General features: G+C 46.8%; 16 protein-coding genes and 1 pseudogene. 16 read left to right on the plus strand and 1 reads right to left on the minus strand.

All coding sequences use genetic code 11. The features are described from left to right. The 14 genes and pseudogenes from GPL15_RS17855 to GPL15_RS17920 all read left to right on the plus strand — a co-directional run. Positions 1–204, plus strand: a pseudogene (locus tag GPL15_RS17855) (hypothetical protein); the annotation flags it as partial. A gap of 40 nt (positions 205–244) precedes the next feature. After that, complete coding sequence (locus tag GPL15_RS17860; protein WP_215700053.1) at positions 245–1222, plus strand: glycosyltransferase family 8 protein; 978 nt, start codon at positions 245–247, stop codon at positions 1220–1222. Between the two features lie 16 nt (positions 1223–1238). Next, positions 1239–2117 (plus strand): glycosyltransferase family 2 protein, encoded by an 879-nt coding sequence (locus GPL15_RS17865; protein ID WP_215700054.1) that lies wholly within the window; start codon positions 1239–1241, stop codon positions 2115–2117. A 31-nt stretch (positions 2118–2148) separates the two neighbouring features. After that, on the plus strand, positions 2149–3261 hold the full coding sequence (locus tag GPL15_RS17870) for a DegT/DnrJ/EryC1/StrS family aminotransferase (RefSeq protein ID WP_215700055.1): 1113 nt from the start codon (positions 2149–2151) through the stop codon (positions 3259–3261). Next, positions 3258–4277 (plus strand): ATP-grasp domain-containing protein, encoded by a 1020-nt coding sequence (locus GPL15_RS17875; RefSeq protein WP_215700056.1) that lies wholly within the window; start codon positions 3258–3260, stop codon positions 4275–4277. Before GPL15_RS17870 ends, GPL15_RS17875 begins: the two co-directional genes overlap by 4 nt. A gap of 21 nt (positions 4278–4298) precedes the next feature. Further along, a complete protein-coding gene (locus GPL15_RS17880) occupies positions 4299–4991 on the plus strand; it encodes a glycosyltransferase family 2 protein (protein WP_215700057.1) in 693 nt (230 codons plus the stop codon). 43 nt (positions 4992–5034) lie between these two features. Further along, the gene (locus tag GPL15_RS17885) at positions 5035–6330 is read left to right on the plus strand and encodes a lipopolysaccharide biosynthesis protein (protein ID WP_215700058.1); all 1296 of its coding nucleotides are present in this window, start codon (positions 5035–5037) and stop codon (positions 6328–6330) included. Positions 6331–6359: 29 nt separating this feature from the next. Further along, on the plus strand, positions 6360–7298 hold the full coding sequence (locus GPL15_RS17890) for a glycosyltransferase family 2 protein (protein ID WP_215700059.1): 939 nt from the start codon (positions 6360–6362) through the stop codon (positions 7296–7298). Beyond that, complete coding sequence (locus tag GPL15_RS17895; RefSeq protein WP_215700060.1) at positions 7295–7711, plus strand: DUF2304 domain-containing protein; 417 nt, start codon at positions 7295–7297, stop codon at positions 7709–7711. The genes GPL15_RS17890 and GPL15_RS17895 overlap by 4 nt, the downstream gene beginning before the upstream one ends. A 6-nt stretch (positions 7712–7717) precedes the next feature. Continuing rightward, positions 7718–9391, plus strand: coding sequence for a DUF2142 domain-containing protein (locus GPL15_RS17900; RefSeq protein WP_252198493.1), 1674 nt, complete (start codon positions 7718–7720; stop codon positions 9389–9391). Between the two features lie 146 nt (positions 9392–9537). Further along, the gene (gene rfbC / locus GPL15_RS17905; protein WP_215700061.1) at positions 9538–10092 is read left to right on the plus strand and encodes a dTDP-4-dehydrorhamnose 3,5-epimerase; all 555 of its coding nucleotides are present in this window, start codon (positions 9538–9540) and stop codon (positions 10090–10092) included. Between the two features lie 17 nt (positions 10093–10109). Continuing rightward, positions 10110–10922, plus strand: a complete 813-nt coding sequence (locus GPL15_RS17910; protein WP_215700062.1) for an ABC transporter permease — start codon at positions 10110–10112, stop codon at positions 10920–10922. Positions 10923–11092: 170 nt separating this feature from the next. Further along, positions 11093–12181, plus strand: coding sequence for a DUF362 domain-containing protein (locus tag GPL15_RS17915; protein WP_215700063.1), 1089 nt, complete (start codon positions 11093–11095; stop codon positions 12179–12181). Positions 12182–12898: 717 nt separating this feature from the next. Further along, positions 12899–13546, plus strand: coding sequence for an alpha/beta hydrolase (locus GPL15_RS17920; protein ID WP_215700064.1), 648 nt, complete (start codon positions 12899–12901; stop codon positions 13544–13546). An 86-nt stretch (positions 13547–13632) separates the two neighbouring features. Here the strand turns inward: GPL15_RS17920 and GPL15_RS17925 are convergent, their stop codons facing one another. After that, positions 13633–14043, minus strand: a complete 411-nt coding sequence (locus tag GPL15_RS17925) for a DUF3788 domain-containing protein (RefSeq protein ID WP_215700065.1) — start codon at positions 14041–14043, stop codon at positions 13633–13635. 174 nt (positions 14044–14217) lie between these two features. On the opposite strand from GPL15_RS17925, the gene GPL15_RS17930 reads away from it, so the two are divergent. Together GPL15_RS17930 and GPL15_RS17935 are read left to right on the plus strand one after the other, a co-directional pair. After that, positions 14218–15603 carry an extracellular solute-binding protein gene (locus GPL15_RS17930; protein ID WP_215700066.1) on the plus strand — a complete coding sequence of 462 codons (1386 nt, stop codon included), beginning with the start codon at positions 14218–14220 and terminating at the stop codon, positions 15601–15603. 29 nt (positions 15604–15632) lie between these two features. Next, positions 15633–16508 (plus strand): sugar ABC transporter permease, encoded by an 876-nt coding sequence (locus GPL15_RS17935; protein WP_215700067.1) that lies wholly within the window; start codon positions 15633–15635, stop codon positions 16506–16508. Positions 16509–16518 lie beyond the last annotated feature (10 nt).

Raw genomic sequence — 16518 nt, forward strand, 5'->3', positions numbered from 1 at the left:
AACATCCGATGCTTCTTGACCAGTTATACCGGTCAAGAAGATGAGCCATCTGAATTGTTACTATTTTATGCTAACAGTTCAGACGGCGGGACAATTGATGTGGAAAGCAGCGTCAAGCTTGCTTGTAAGCAGCTTTCCATATCAATTGTCACATCGGATGGACATCCGATGCTTCTTGACCAGTTATACCGGTCAAGAAGTTGAGCCGTCTGAACTGCCACAATAAATCAGGAAGGATCTGGATATGAACATTGTATATGCGTCCAATGACGGCTACGCCAGACATCTGGCCGTATCCCTGTATTCCCTGCTGGAACACAACGCGGAGATGGAGGAACTGAATGTATATCTTTTGTCTGCCGGAATGTCCCCGGAATATCAGGACCGGCTGAAGAAAATCGGGGCGGATTTTGGCAGGAAAGTGACAGTCATTGAACTTGGTGATTTGAAAGAGAGGTTCGATTATCAGATCGACACCAGAGGATTTGATATCAGCGCGATGACCAGGCTGTTTTCAGCCGGAGTGCTGCCTCTTGAAGTGAAAAAGGCTTTGTATCTGGACTGCGATACAGTGGTTCTCGGCGGGCTGAAAGAGCTATGGGAAACGGATCTTTCCGGCAGCCTGGTGGGGATGGTGATGGAACCCACCGTTTATACGGAAATAAAATCGGTGATTGATTTACGGCAGGAAGAGGCGTATTATAATTCGGGCGTGCTTTTGATGGATCTTGAAGGCTGGCGCAGAGAAGACGTCCAGAAGCAGTTTATGGAATTTTACAGCCGGAAGAACGGCCTTTTGTTTGCCTGCGACCAGGATACGCTGAACGGCGTCCTGAAAGGGAGGATTAAAACGCTTCCTCCAAAATATAATTTTTTTACCAATTACCGCTATTTCCGCTATGAAACTTTAGTGGGGGCCACCAGGGCTTACCGGGAAGTCTCAAAAGAAGAATTTGAAGAGGCCAGACGGCGCCCGGCAGTGATCCATTATATGGGGGATGAACGGCCCTGGGTGGCGGGAAACCGGAATTATTACAGGAAATACTATGATTATTATCTGGAGCGGACCCCATGGCGGGGAACTCCTAAGGAAAAGGGAAAAGAACTGTATATGCTTCTATATTTCGCCATGAACCAGGTTACCAGAATCTGTCCTCCTGTGCGCAAATGGATCAGCAAACGGTTCGGTATGAAAATCATCGATTCCCGCAAGAAAAAATGAGGTGGCAGACAGTCCTATGAGTAAAATCAGTTGTGTGATTCTGAATTATAATGACGCGCCCACAGCCCTGCAGCTTGTGGAGCGGATCATTTCATATTCCTGCCTGGATGATATCATCCTGGTGGACAACCATTCCACCGATGATTCGTATGAACAGTTAAAAGCATGGGAGGGCGGAAAGATTCACCTTCTCCGGGCTGAAAAAAACGGCGGCTATGGGAGCGGCAATAATCTGGGGATCCGCTATGCTGTGGAAAAATTAGATTCCGATTATATTGTGATCGCCAATCCGGATGTTGTTTTTTCCCGGCAATGCGTGTATGATATGAAGAATACGCTGAAGGCCAGGCCGGAGTATGCCATGGTATCAGCCATGGTGAAAGGGACGGATGGCAGCGCCATGTTTTCCTGTTGGAAGCTGCTGCCCATGTTTGGCGACCTTCTGGATACAGGACTTGTGAGCAGACGGCTGTTGAAACGGTTTTTGGGCTACGGATCAGACCATTACCAGAAACGGCCCTTTGTGGAAGTGGATGCGGTGCCGGGATCATTTTTTATGGTGAAAGCGGCGGCAGTGAGGGAGTGCGGGCCTCTGTTCGATGAAGAGGTGTTTCTATATTATGAAGAAAAGATATTGGGACAGAAGTTAAAAACACAGGGGAAAAAGACCCTGCTTTTGACGGGCCAAAGCTATATACATGCCCATTCCGTAACCATCGATAAGACGGTGGGGAGTATTGAGGCGAAACAAAAGATCCTGCATGAAAGCAAGTTATATTACTATAAAACCTATCTGGGAGCCGGGCCTGTTAAGATGGCGGCGGCGAAGGCATTTCTGGGAATTGTGATGCTGGAGATCCGGTTTTTGACGAGAGTATGCAGGTTGCGGTGGTAGGGAATATTACGAGGCCGCAGAAAGGAAGAACATGTCTGATAAAGTGAAACCGATTTTAGTGACGAGATCCTCCCTTCCTCCTTATGAGGAGTTCGCGGAGATGATAAAACCTATCTGGGAAACCGCCTGGATGACCAATATGGGGGATTATCACCAGACGCTGGAGGCCAGGTTAAAAGAATATATGGATACGGACAATCTGGTGCTGTTTGTCAATGGGCATATGGCGCTTGAGATGGTCCTCCAGGCCCTTGAGCTGACGGGAGAGGTGATCACCACGCCCTTCAGTTTTGCGTCCACCACTCACGCAATTGTGAGAAATGGCCTGACACCGGTGTTCTGCGACATCGATCCGGTACATTATACCATCGACGCGGACAAGATCGAGGCGCTGATCACAGAAAAGACATCGGCGATTGTTCCGGTTCACGTTTACGGCCATATCTGCGATGTGGATAAAATCCAGGCAATTGCCCGAAAATATAATCTGAAGGTGGTTTACGACGCTGCCCATACATTTGGGGAGACGGTAAATGGCGTCAGCGTTGCCAATTTAGGGGACGCCAGCATTTTCAGCTTCCACGCCACCAAGGTGTTCAATACGATTGAAGGGGGCGCGGTCACGTACAGGGAGAAAAGCCTGGAAAACAGGCTGACCTGTTTGAAGAATTTCGGTATCATCGACCAGGAACACGTAATCCAGGTGGGCGGAAATGCCAAGATGAACGAATTCCAGGCCGCCATGGGAATCTGCAACCTGAATCATTTGGAAGAGGAGATCGAAAAGCGCAGGGCTGTGACGGAACATTATCTGAAACGGCTTTCCGGCGTGAAGGGCCTGGTGATGCCAAAGGACCAGCCGGAGGTAAAGAAAAATTACGCTTATTTCCCGGTGCTGTTTGACGGTTTTTCTAAGACGCGGGACGAGATGTATGAGCTGCTGGCTCAGGATGAGATCTATGCGCGCAAGTATTTCTACCCGTTAATCAATGATTTTGAATGTTATAAGGGACAGTATTCATCCGATGATACGCCAACTGCAAAGAAGATTGCAAAACAGGTTATGACCCTTCCCTGCTATGCGTCACTGACGCCGGAGGATGTGGACCGGGTTTGCGACGGAATATTGAGGTATGCGAAATGAATGTGCTTTTAACCAGCGTCGGAAGGCGCAGCTATCTGGTGGAATATTTTAAACAGGCGGTGGGAGAAGAGGGGACTGTGGTGGTAACCAACAGCGCGGTGTCCCAGGCGTGGACGGCTGCCGATAAGGCATTTGTTTCGCCTGTCATTTATGATGAAGGTTATATTCCGTTTCTGCTGAACCTCTGCCGGGAGGAAGAGATCGGGGTTTTGGTTTCCCTGTTCGATATTGACCTTCCTGTTTTGGCTGCCCACAGGAAAGAATTTGAGGAAATCGGGACATTTGTGGTGGTATCGGAACCGGAAGTCATAGAAATCTGTAATGATAAATGGAAAACTTATACATTTTTACTGGAAAACGGTTTTTTAGCGCCCCGCACCTATCTGCGGCCGGATGAGGCTGTAAAGGCATTGGAAGCAGGGGAGATCAGCTTTCCGGTGATGGTGAAGCCACGATGGGGCATGGGATCTTTGGCCCTGTACCGGGCGGATAACCGGAAAGAACTGGAAATATTTTATGAAAAAACGAGAAAAAATATAGGGGAATCCTATTTGAAATATGAGGCGGTCCAGGCGCCGGAATCCTGTGTGCTCATTCAGGAATGCCTGGCAGGCCAGGAATACGGCATGGATGTGATCAATGATCTGGACGGAAATTACCGGAATGCGGTTCAAAAGCGGAAAGACGCCATGCGTTCCGGTGAAACGGACAGCGCGGAAACGGTGGAAATCCCGGCTTTAAGGCAGATTGGTGAGAGGATATCGGTACTTTTAAAGCACCGGGGCAACCTGGATATGGATTTGTTTGAGAAAGACGGGGAATTCTATATACTGGAACTGAATGCCAGATTTGGCGGCGGATATCCGTTCAGCCACATGGCAGGGGTGAACCTGCCCCAGGCGATCATAAACTGGAGCCGGGGGATGACGGCAGGGCCTGAGCTTTTAACGGCCCAAACTGGAATTAAGGGGTACAAGGATATCAGAATGGTCTGCTTAAACCAGGCGGACCGGTGATGACATAGGAGACAAAGGCAGATGCAGAAAGTACTTTTGGTGGTTCCTTCTTATAATGAAGAGGCGAACATTGAACGCGTGATTGAGGACCTGAAAAGACATCCTGAACTTGATTATATTGTGGTGAATGACGGCTCTACGGACCATACGGCTGAAATCTGCCGGGAACGCGGATATAACCTTTTGGACCTTCCGGTCAATCTGGGCCTGGCCGGCTGTTTTCAGGCGGGAATGAAATATGCCTACCAAAGGGGATATTCCCATGCGATCCAGTTCGACGGGGACGGCCAGCACCGTCCGGAATTCATCGGAGAGATGAGAAAAAAGATGGACGAGGGGTATGATATCGTCATCGGCTCCCGGTTTGTGGATCAGCCTAAAGATATGAGCGCGCGCATGATCGGAAGCCGTCTGATCAGCATGGCCATCCGGATGACCACCGGAGTTAAAATTACAGACCCAACGTCGGGAATGCGGATGTTTAACCGGGATATGATCAAGCAGTTTGCACTTAATTTAAACTATGGGCCGGAGCCGGATACCATTTCCTACCTGCTGAAGCGGGGGGCGAAGGTGGCTGAGGTGCCGGTGAGGATTGATGAGAGGACTGGCGGGGAGAGCTATTTAAAACCCATGGTGGCGGTGCGCTACATGACCCGGATACTAATTTCGATTCTGATGATACAGAATTTCAGGCCGGACAGGCGGGGGTAGGCTGGAAAATAATCTGGCACATAAAACTGAATGAGGAAAATTTATGGAATTCTTAGCGCGAAAACTTATGAAAACAGGTGCTGACAAAGCCCGGGATAACATGGTCTGGAATATGATCGGCAGTTTCTGCTATGCCTTAGCCAGCATGGTTCTTTCCTTCCTTGTGATGCGGATCATGGGCGATGAGCAGGGGGGGGGGTTTGCGTTTGCGTTCAGCGTCTTTGGGCAGCAGATGTTTATTGTGGCTTATTTTGGAACCAGGCCGTTTCAGATCACGGACGGTTCCAATGAATATTCCATGGGAGACTATCTCCGCCACAGGGCTGTTACCTGTTTCGCTGCGCTGGGAGTGGGAATCCTGTATCTGATGTTCAGCGGATATACGGCTGAAAAATGCGCGGTTGTATTTTTAATGGTCTGCTATAAAATTATCGATGGGTTTGCCGATGTGTTTGAATCGGAGTTTCAGAGAAACGGCAATCTCCATCTGACCGGAAAGTCCAATACATTCCGTACCATGCTTTCCGTTTCTGTATTTTTGATCTTTTTGACGGCCACAAAGCGCCTGGCCTTGTCCTGTATGGCTGCTGTGGCTGCACAGGTTCTGGGGCTTTTGGTATTTGATGTTTCCATCATACGCAGGCTTACGGGAATCAATTGGAAGCTGCGCCCGGGAAGTTTGAAGGGGCTGTTTGGCAGCACTTTTTTATTGTTCATTTCCACTTTTTTGGATTTTTACGTGTTCTCTTCGGCAAAATATGCCATAGATGCCCATATAAATGATGCGGCATCCGGGTATTTTAATATTATATTCATGCCCACTTCTGTGATCAACCTGGTGGCGGGCTTTGTGATCCGGCCATTCCTGACGCCCCTTACGGAGTATTGGAACCGGGGGCGTTTGAAAGAGTTCAGGAACATGGTGGGGAAAATCGGCCTGGTAATTTTAGGGCTCAGCATTCTGGCTGTGGGATTGACCTGGCTGATCGGACGTCCGGTGCTTGGAATTCTGGAGTTTCTGCTGGGAGAGAGCTATGCTGGGAAACTGGTGTTGCTTCATGGAGAATTTACTGTGATTGTGCTGGGCGGCGCATTTTACGCGTTTTCAAACCTTCTCTATTATGCGCTGGTGATCATGAGGAAACAGAGGTTTGTATTCACCATTTATCTTGTGGCCGCCATTGCCGCGTTGATCCTGTCGCCTGTATTTGTCATAAAATATGGATTGATGGGGGCTTCGCTCATCTATCTTTTCCTGATGATTTTGATGGCTGTGGGATTTGCATTTTTTACGTATATTTCGTATGAAAAGGGGAAGGGCGGCGCAAAAGGTTTATAATGACGTTACGCAGGGAGAAATGATAAACTATGAAAAATGAAAAAACGGTGGATGTGATCATCCCGGCCTACAAACCGGATCATAAATTTGAGCAGCTTCTGGCCATGCTGAAGCGGCAGAATTATCCTGTCCGTAAAATCATTATCATGAATACGGAAGAGAAGTATTGGAAGAAGGAATATGAGGCGGACGGCCTTCTGGAAGTCCATCATCTGAAGCAGGCGGAGTTTGACCATGGCAGAACCAGGGGACAGGCTGTGAGGTATTCGGAGGCGGATATTGTCGTATTCATGACAGACGATTCGGTGCCGGAAAATGAAGAGCTGATCGGGCGGCTGGTGGAAGGCTTTGACCTGGCGGACAATGTGGCCGAAGTCTATGGAAGGCAGCTTCCTGCAAAGGACTGCCGGGTGATCGAACGGTACACCAGGTCTTTTAATTATCCTGATAAAAATCAGGTAAAAACATTAAATGATCTGGATCAAATGGGGATCAAGACCTATTTTGCCTCCAATGTCTGCTGTGCTTACGACAGAGAGATTTACCTTAAACTGGGCGGATTTATCACAAAAACCATATTTAATGAAGATATGATTTTTGCGGCCGGAGCTGTGAAAGCGGGATATTCCATCGTATATGCGGCAAAGGCCCGGGTGGTGCATTCCCATAATTTAAGCGGCCCGGAGCAGTTTAAACGGAATTTTGACCTGGCGGTGTCCCAGGCGGACCATCCCGAGGTATTTGGCGGGATTCCATCGGAAAGTGAGGGGATCCGGCTGGTGAAGAATACGGCGGCCTGGCTGTGGCGGTCGAAAAAAGGTCATTTGATCCCCTTATTAATATGGCAGAGCGGGTGCAAATATCTGGGTTACCGTTTGGGGAAACGTTATAAAAAACTTCCCATGTGGGTGGTGCTTAGATGTACCATGAACAAAAGTTACTGGACGAAAGCAGGTGATGGATTATGATGACGCCTATGTTAAGGGTAATGCTGGTGCTGGTGTCATTTGGAACTCTGTTTCTCATGATGCGCAAGATCAGGCAGGCGAAGGTGCAGATTGAAGCCGCGATTTACTGGGTGATCGTGGCCCTGATGCTGGTGGTATTCAGCATTTTTCCAAAATCCGCGGATTTCCTGGCCCATCTGGCGGGAGTGTATTCCACGGCCAATTTCCTCTTCCTCTTTGTCATTTTCCTGTTGATTATCAAGGTATTTTATATGACGATCCATATCTCACAGCTGGAGACGAAGTTAAAGGATCTGGTGCAGAGGATGGCTTTGGACGAAAAGATGAGGGAAGATATGGAGGCCGGGCTGGAAATGACAGCCGCAGGGGATGAGAACCTGTCCCGGGGAAACAAGGAATGCGGTGTGGAGTAGGGAAATATGAAGAATATTAAAAAAATGAAAGCCGGGGCCATTTATCCGGTGAGCATTGTGATCCTGCTGCTGCTGTTTGGGTGGCACCTTTTGGATGTGAAGGACGGAGTATTTGAGACAGGGGATTCCTGGCTGTTGAAAAATTATCTGATTCTGGCTGTTTTCGTGTTTGGCGTGGTGGCGGCCGGGGGATATCTCCTTCTGGTAAAAAGAGAATGGAAGCTGGAACAGGTGTTTCTGGTTTTCGGCCTGGGTTTTGGAATTCTGTATCTGTGTGTGCTGCCGCCCTTATGCGCCCCGGACGAGAGTAGCCACTATATCAGCGCCTATAAGCTCTCCAATCAGATCATGGGCAAAAATCCCACCCACCGGGACGGCCATGTGCTGATCCGCTCCCGGGATCTATACTTTGAAGACCTTATGGGGGTGGACAGCCGGTACAAAACCGGTGAGAAGGCTGAGCCGGTGATACTCGGCCATCTGCTGGACGAATCCGTTTACCGGGTGATTCATGAAAATGGATTATTCAGAGGTTCGGACAATCCTGACGCCCTGGACTATGAGGGGCAGCCGGTGGATGGCGGGAAGGGCTGGGAGGGGGAAAGCGCTGCGGTTTCCAACCTGATTCCAGTGAACACGACGCCTCTCGCCTATCTGCCCCAGGCATTGGGAGTTACATTGGGACGGATGATGGGTATGAACGGGATTGGGCTCATGTTTCTGGGACGGTTATGTAACCTGTTCTTTTATGTGCTTTTCGTCTGGCTGGCTATGAAGCGGATGCCATTTGGCAAAGAGGTGGTGTTCGGAGCTTCAATGCTGCCGATGACGCTTCATTTGACCGGATCCATGTCCTATGATGTGATGATTCTGGCGCTGGCATTTTATTTCACGGCCTGCTGTCTGGATCTGGCATATTCCAGGGAACGGGTCAGGGCCGTGGATGTGGTCGTGATGGCGGTGATCATGGCGGTGCTGGGGCCGTGTAAAATGGTATATGCAGTGCTTATGGGACTTTGCCTTCTGATCCCTGTACGGAAGTTTGGCGGCTGGGGGAAATGGTTTTTGTCCGCGGCCCTGGTGGCAGGGGCTTTTGCCCTGTCCATGCTGTTAATCAACAGCCGGACCATAGCGGTTTACGCGACGCAGGCGGAAAGCTATGTGCCCTGGGCTGAGGAAGCGGGATACAGCCTGACCTATCTGATCCATAATCCGGTTAAAATGATCAGGATATTTTATAATACGGTTTTGTATCAGGCGGAGCATTATCATCTTACTATGATCGGGGCATATCTTGGAAATATCGATGAAGTGTTGAATGTGCCCTATCTGGCGGCGGCGGCATTTACCCTGTGCCTCATAGGTCTTGCTTTACGAAAGCCCGGAGAGAACCTGCCGTTTAAGATGGGGGCCAGAGTTTGGATCTGGGTGTTGTGTCTGGGCTGCGGTGCGGCTGTATGCCTATCCATGCTGATTGCCTGGACGCCCTTGAGTTCAGCGGTAATTGCAGGTGTGCAGGGGAGGTATTTCCTGCCTGTGCTGCCGGTATTTCTGCTGACGGTGAAGAATGACTGGGTGGTGCTAACGAAAAATGGGGACAGGGCGGTGCTCTATCTGATGTGCTGGCTGAATGGGTACGTGCTGCTCCGGCTGTTTAGTATTGTCAGCATCCGGTTGTAGTGGTATATTATTAACGGTGAGATTTTTTAACATAAAGGGTGAAGGCATTTTCAGAAAAGCCTTCACGTTTTATGTTAAAACGTGAAGGCTTTTTCGAAAATGCCTTCACCCTTTATGTAAAAAAATGCAGATCAAAGGAGATTAACATGGGAAAGATCAAAGTTACAGCTTGTGACATAGAAGGATTATATGTAATTGAACCAACCGTATTCAAGGATGAAAGAGGCTATTTTGTGGAAACATACAACCAGAATGACTTTAAGGAAGCCGGTTTAAACATGGTATTCGTCCAGGACAACCAGTCCATGTCGGTGAAAGGCGTTTTAAGAGGCCTTCACTTCCAGAAACAGTTCCCCCAGGGCAAACTGGTCCGGGCAGTGCGTGGAACCGTATTCGATGTGGCGGTGGATCTCCGTTCTGATTCAAAAACATATGGTAAATGGTTCGGCGTGGAATTATCCGCGGAGAATAAAAAACAGTTCTACATTCCGGAAGGCTTTGCCCATGGCTTTTTAGTATTGTCTGATGAGGCGGAATTCGCTTATAAGTGTACGGATTTCTATCATCCGGGCGATGAGGGCGGACTGGCCTGGAACGATCCGGAAATCGGCGTGAAATGGCCGGTTACAGAGGATATGAAACTGATCATCTCTGAGAAAGACCAGAAGTGGGGCGGACTTAGGGAAACATTCAAATTTTAAATGAAGAGGATAGCAGGATGAATTATTTGATATCCTTATTGAAGGAAATTGTTAAAAAGAGGAAATTGATCTGGGATCTTTCGAAGGCGGATTTTAAAAAGAGGTTCGTCGGTTCTTATTTTGGTATAGTATGGATGTTTGTCCAGCCGCTTGTGACGGTGCTGATCTATTTCTTCATCTTCCAGGTAGGGTTTAAAAGTGAACCGCCTGTGCCGGATGTGGCTTATGTGGTCTGGCTGGTGCCTGGAATTGTGCCCTGGTTTTTCTACAGCGAAGCATTAAACAGCGTGACCAACTGCCTTCAGGAGTACAGTTATCTGGTAAAAAAGGTGGTGTTCCGGGTAGAAATACTTCCGATCATCAAATTGGTGTCCTGCCTTATGGTCCATGCCTTTTTTATCATGATCATGCTGATCATGTTTCTCTGCTATGGGAGATTTCCGATGGCAACCTGGGTGCAAATCCTGTATTATACCTTTGCGGCCTCCATGCTGGCGTTGGGAATCGGTTATTTCACCTGCGCTATCAATGTATTTTTTAAGGATATGGCCCAGATCGTCAGCATCTGCTTACAGTTCGGCATGTGGCTGACCCCCATCATGTACCACGAATCCCTGTTCTCGCAGAAAGCGCCCTGGGTGGTGCCGGTGCTGAAACTGAATCCGTTTTATTATATTGTGGCAGGATACAGGGACAGCATGCTGACCGGGAATTATTTTTGGGAGCGGCCAACTTTGACGGTGTATTTCTGGGTGTTTACGGTGGTGGTATTCTTGATTGGATTGAAGGTGTTTAAACGGCTGCGGCCTCATTTTTCAGATGTGCTATAAAAGCTGGCTGGTCAGACATTGGTAAGGGTGGCAGTGTGAAAAATAATCCTGATGGCTTATTTTACACACCTCGCAGTTGAGAATCTGAAATTCTCAATACGTGCCTATGTATCGTAAACATTACGTAACACAATATTTGCGTAAAAAATGCTTCGGCTATGGAGGTAAATATGAATAAAAATGATATTATTATGATACACGGAACTGATTATAAAAACATGGCGAAAAAGGTGCTGGAACAGGCGGATGTGGCGTCTGACATCGGCGATACATCCAAAAAAATTGCGCTAAAGCCCAACCTGGTTGTGGCAAAAGATCCTTCCAGCGGGGCTACTACCCACGCGGAACTGTTGGCGGGTGTGATTGAATACCTGCAGGAACATCATTTTACAAACATCTCCATTATGGAAGGTTCCTGGGTGGGAGACAACACCCAGTCCGCATTCTCAGCCGCCGGGTACAGGGATGTGTCTAAAAAATACAATGTTCCCCTGGTGGATCTTCAGAAAGACACTTATCAGGAATATGACGCCAAAGGGATGAAGATCCGTTTGTGCGATAAGGCGGCTGCTGTGGATTATATGATCAATATGCCAGTACTGAAAGGCCACTGCCAGACCACGGTAACCTGCGCGCTGAAGAACAATAAAGGGGTGATTCCCAATGCCGAGAAAAGGCGTTTCCATACCCTTGGTTTACATAAGCCCATCGCTCATTTGAACACCATCGCTAAAAATGATTTCATACTGGTGGATAATATCTGCGGTGATCTGGATTTTGAAGAAGGCGGAAACCCGGTGACCATGAACCGGGTCCTTGGATTTAAAGATCCTGTACTGTGCGACGCGTTTGTGTGTGACTGTATGGGATATGCTGTGGATGAGGTTCCCTATATCCGCATGGCGGAAAAACTGGGAGTTGGAAGCGCGGACACGGCAAATGCCAATGTGATCATGCTGAATGAAGACGTCACAGGAAGCCGTTTCAGAATGACCCACCGGGTTCAGAAACTGGCGGGATATGCCGATGCCAAGGACGCCTGCAGCGCATGCTATGGCTCCCTGATCTATGCGCTGGACCGTTTAAATGATTCCGGACGCCTGCATAAAGGGCTGCCTCAAATCTGCATCGGACAGGGATATAAAGGAAAAAGCGGAGAGATCGGTGTGGGGCAGTGCACCTGCGGGTTTAAAAAGAGCTTGAAAGGATGTCCGCCCAAGGCCATTGATATTGTGGAATTTTTGGAAAATGAGTGGTAGAAGGAGGCGCAAAGCTGCGTCCGGGTGGATATCTGGAAAATCATAATTGACAGATGTACTGAAGTTGAATTATAATAAAGGTACAAAAGGCAGTTCACTCCAACGAGTGGCTTCCAAGTTAATAACTTAATGAAAAATAGTCACTGTGCTTGGGAGATCGGGTGACTATTTTTTTGTACCGATAATCATAACAATAAGTACTCCAAACGCGATCATCAATGAAAGAGTTTCATATGTACTCATGTTAAACCACCCCCTTTTGGAGATGGAAGACACGGCAGCAGGAACTGCCTGCCATAATTATACGAAAATGCGGGTAAACTGTAAATAGAAAAAGGAAAATTTTGCTTTGATGAGAAATACGAAAATGAAGACGTAGCTAACTGTAAAAATACGATTGACATGTGGGATATAATTGAATTATAATAAAGGTACAAAAAGGCAGTTCACTCCAACGAGTGGCTTCCAAAGAATGAATATTATAAAAAAATAGTCACGTTTGCTTTGGGAGGCGGGTGACTATTTTTTTGTACCTATAATCATAACAACAAGTACTCCAAACGCGATCATCAATGAAAGAGTTTCATATGTACTCATGTTAAACCACCCCCTTTTGGAGATGGAAGCCACCCGGCAGTAGGAACTGCCTGCCATAATTATACGAAAATGCGGGTAAGCTGTAAAGCGAAAAAAGAAAATTATAGAAGGAAATGAATTATGCGATTGATGATACTCTATGGTGTTAATTGTACGAAAAACATATGGGATTATATAAATCCTTATTTAAGTAACTTTGAAATTGATTACGTGGAGTATCCACATGATGTAACACTAAATGCAAAAAAAGTTGATGATCTTACTGAATGGGTTTATAAAAACTATGGACACTATTGTTATGATGCAATGATAGGCCATAGTCTTGGAGGAATAGTTGCATTGCAATTAATTGCAGAATATAAAATGAAAGTCGATAAGATTATTTACTTAGACACTAATTTGAAACCAGCTAATGAATTCTATAGAAATTTAATGACACAAAAAAACATGGATTTATACGGAGAAAGTATTCTCCAAATGTTAAGGGAAGAAAGGGAATTCTATACCGCTGAATTATTGAAGTCAATTCAAGTTGATTTTGATTATACCAATCTGGTAAATGAAATCTCACAGGATATTTATGCGATTTATGGTGACCGGGGTATACCTGGGTATCCAGCTAAAATTCAGGATTTAAATTTATCAGCCCAGACTTTAAATAATCTAAACTTAGTGTTTATCCATGACGCTTGTCATATGATTATGGTTGAAAATCCTGAGCAATTATCGGAAGTTATTAAAGATATACTACTAATATGTAAAAAATAAAAAACGCTTAGGAGTGGCAAGCAGGGCAGAATGCTGCGCTGTCTTGCCAAATGCTCCATGAGCGGAATAATACAATTCCATGCCAGTTATGAGCACTTAGCAGATAATATTTTTTGTATATCCCCCAACTGTTCTTTGCATGTGACCCGGTAGTGGATCCAGCCGCCGTCGCCGCATGGATATTTATTGTCTATATATTCCTTGGTATAAGCCTGTACGTTGCCATACACGGTTTCATACTGTCTGTCCGACAATCTCACCATGACTGTAAACGCATTATTTTCCGCAAATACATTGCATATAAGTTTTCGTTTTTTTCTATGGGCAACTCCCCAGCCATATTGATTGCCGTAGGGGAAGGTGATTTCCCGGTCGGTGTCATAGGTTTTGGATAACCATTCATTGAACTGGGTGAATAACCCCGCATTTTCACCGCAATAGGCCGTCATGTCTTCCAGAGAAGGTTTCTCTTGTTTGTTCAGCATTCTTTCATACATATCCAGTCTCCATTCCTTCCGCTTTTTAAATTATTATAGTTGTATTTTCCGTATTGGGCAACGGAAAACGGATTTAGTTAAAATATTGTAGTAAATCTAAAAATATCTTAGTTGTGGCGTCCATTTGGCTCCATTATAATGAACTCAATACAAATACAGGAGGTATTCACAGATATGAAAAAAATGTCATTATTGCTCGGGGGAATGGTGATGGCCCTGTCCATGACAGCGTGTTCATCAAAGGCGCCGGAAGCGCCAAAAACAGCGGAATCCCCAAAGACAGAACAGACATCTGCACAGGGGAATCAGGGAACAGAAGCAGAAGATAAAAGCGGATCAGGCGGGGAAAAGCAGAAAGTGGTTTACTGGTCATGGCAGCCCACAGATAAACAGATTGCGGTATTGGAACCGGCGTTTGAAGCGGCTTATCCGGATATCGACTTGGAATACTGGAGAGGAGAACTGCCTGATTACCAGAAAAAACTTCAGGTAGCAATCGCTTCCGGCGAAGGCCCGGACCTGATGGGAATGCAGACCGGGGCTATGCTGAACCAGTATTCGAAATTTTTAGAGCCCCTTGATCCCATTGCGGACGAAGCATTTGGAGCGGGATGGGAAGATGGATATCTGGAGAATGCACTGAATGAATGTAAGAATGCAGACGGCAGCTATGTGGCCCTTCCGGTCAATGTAAGCGCACAACAGTTTGTAATGTATAACAAGACTCTCTTTGACGAAGCGGGAATTACAAAGACACCCGAAACTTATGAAGAGTGGAAGGAGACGGTGGAAATCCTGAGAGCCAAATATCCGGATATCGTTCCAGTTGTCTACGGCGCAAAAGAAGCGGATAAATGTGTGGACATGTTCAATGCCCTCAGCCAGCAGTTCGGGCCAGGAAAGTTCTATGAAGCGGAACAGGGAACCATTCCCTGGACAGACCAGGTGTTTGTGGACACCATGACCGCCTGGAAGCAGATGTTTGACGATAAGATCTTCCAGGATGGGGCGATCGGCCTTCAGATGTATCCGGACGCATCCATCAAATATTTCTTTGACAGAAAAGCGGTCATGTTCATGACAGGTTCCTGGCAGACAGGCGCATTGCAGGAAGGCGGCCCTAAATATAACGGAGCTACCAATAACGATGAATTCGGAATGTTCATTCTGCCTCAGATCGGGCCGTCAGAGCCTAAGGCCGTAGTCAGCACGGATATTGCGGTAGCGATCAATAAGGATGCGAAAAACAAAGAAGCTGCCAAACTCCTTCTGGATTTCATGATTCATGGGGAAGGAAATCAGATTATGGCCGACCAGTTGAGCGGAACTTCTGCCAAAAAGGATGTCAGCCCCCGCACTCTGGATAATTTTAAATCTGAATCCGAGAGAGCCATTGTGCCGTATACGACGGAAAAAATCCAGGAAAGCGCTGGAAAGAGATTTTTAAATGACAAGGAACTTGTTAACGCTTTAGGCGTAGCCATGCAGGATGTGGTTACGGGAAAAGATATCAATAAAGCCCTGGCTGAAGTCCAGAGCGCATATGAGAAACTAAAATAAATCAAAGATGATTACAGGTGGTGAATATTTTGAAATTTGGAAACAAGGCTACTCCCTATCTTCTGCTGCTTCCCATCTTTCTGGTAAGCGGGTTTATACTCTATTATTGTATTGGATATACATTTTTTACAAGCTTCCATGAATGGGACGGGATCAGCAGTGACATGGCGTTTGTTGGACTGGAAAATTATATAGATACCCTAACAGACCCAACGTTCCGGATTGCGCTGAAAAACACACTGATATTTTTTGCAGTTACCGTATTCATGCAGGCAGTCATAGGGCTTTTGCTGGCCGTTTTGCTGAAAGAAAGATTTCATGGAAATATTGTTTTTAAAGGGATCTATTTTCTGCCTGTAATCATGGCTCCGGTTGTGCTGGCCACCATATTCAGAATGATCCTGGATACCAATATCGGAGCGCTAAACATAATGCTTCGGGCTGTGGGACTCGATAAACTGGCCGTATCCTGGCTGGGAGATCCTAAGTTTGCGCTGTTTTCCATCATCTGTGTCAATATCTATAACTGGATGGGGTTCAGCATGATGACGTATTTTGCCGGTCTTATGGCGATTGATGAACAGATTTATGAATCGGCCAAACTGGATGGGGCGGGGTTTTTCAGAACCCTGTATTCCATCACACTGCCCATGCTGAAAGGAACCACAGCCAGCCTGGTCATGCTTGGAATCGTAGGGTCTTTGAAGACATTCGATATTGTATTTCTGATGACAGGAGGAGGGCCGGGGCGGTCTACCGAGTTTCTGACCACCTTCCTGTTCAGAAAGTCTCTGGATGAGTATAACGGCGGCCAGGCGTCTGCCATCGGCATCATCATTCTGGCAATTGCTCTGGTCATGGCAGTGATCCAGAACAGAGGCTATGAAAAGTCACAGTTTGAATAGGAGGGCCTGA

This window comes from Clostridium sp. MCC353 (assembly GCF_018785315.1).
Lineage (GTDB): Bacteria > Bacillota > Clostridia > Lachnospirales > Lachnospiraceae > CHH4-2.

Bases quoted from the DNA above. Each gene is read 5' to 3' on its own strand.
- GPL15_RS17875 (WP_215700056.1), top strand. From the start codon at position 3,258: ATGAATGTGCTTTTAACCAGCGTCGGAAGGCGCAGCTATCTGGTGGAA.
- GPL15_RS17920 (WP_215700064.1), top strand. From the start codon at position 12,899: ATGCGATTGATGATACTCTATGGTGTTAATTGTACGAAAAACATATGG.
- rfbC (WP_215700061.1), top strand. From the start codon at position 9,538: ATGGGAAAGATCAAAGTTACAGCTTGTGACATAGAAGGATTATATGTA.
- GPL15_RS17910 (WP_215700062.1), top strand. From the start codon at position 10,110: ATGAATTATTTGATATCCTTATTGAAGGAAATTGTTAAAAAGAGGAAA.
- GPL15_RS17925 (WP_215700065.1), bottom strand. From the start codon at position 14,043: ATGTATGAAAGAATGCTGAACAAACAAGAGAAACCTTCTCTGGAAGAC.
- GPL15_RS17865 (WP_215700054.1), top strand. From the start codon at position 1,239: ATGAGTAAAATCAGTTGTGTGATTCTGAATTATAATGACGCGCCCACA.
- GPL15_RS17915 (WP_215700063.1), top strand. From the start codon at position 11,093: ATGAATAAAAATGATATTATTATGATACACGGAACTGATTATAAAAAC.
- GPL15_RS17880 (WP_215700057.1), top strand. From the start codon at position 4,299: ATGCAGAAAGTACTTTTGGTGGTTCCTTCTTATAATGAAGAGGCGAAC.
- GPL15_RS17890 (WP_215700059.1), top strand. From the start codon at position 6,360: ATGAAAAATGAAAAAACGGTGGATGTGATCATCCCGGCCTACAAACCG.
- GPL15_RS17895 (WP_215700060.1), top strand. From the start codon at position 7,295: ATGATGACGCCTATGTTAAGGGTAATGCTGGTGCTGGTGTCATTTGGA.
- GPL15_RS17885 (WP_215700058.1), top strand. From the start codon at position 5,035: ATGGAATTCTTAGCGCGAAAACTTATGAAAACAGGTGCTGACAAAGCC.
- GPL15_RS17930 (WP_215700066.1), top strand. From the start codon at position 14,218: ATGAAAAAAATGTCATTATTGCTCGGGGGAATGGTGATGGCCCTGTCC.
- GPL15_RS17860 (WP_215700053.1), top strand. From the start codon at position 245: ATGAACATTGTATATGCGTCCAATGACGGCTACGCCAGACATCTGGCC.
- GPL15_RS17900 (WP_252198493.1), top strand. From the start codon at position 7,718: ATGAAGAATATTAAAAAAATGAAAGCCGGGGCCATTTATCCGGTGAGC.
- GPL15_RS17870 (WP_215700055.1), top strand. From the start codon at position 2,149: ATGTCTGATAAAGTGAAACCGATTTTAGTGACGAGATCCTCCCTTCCT.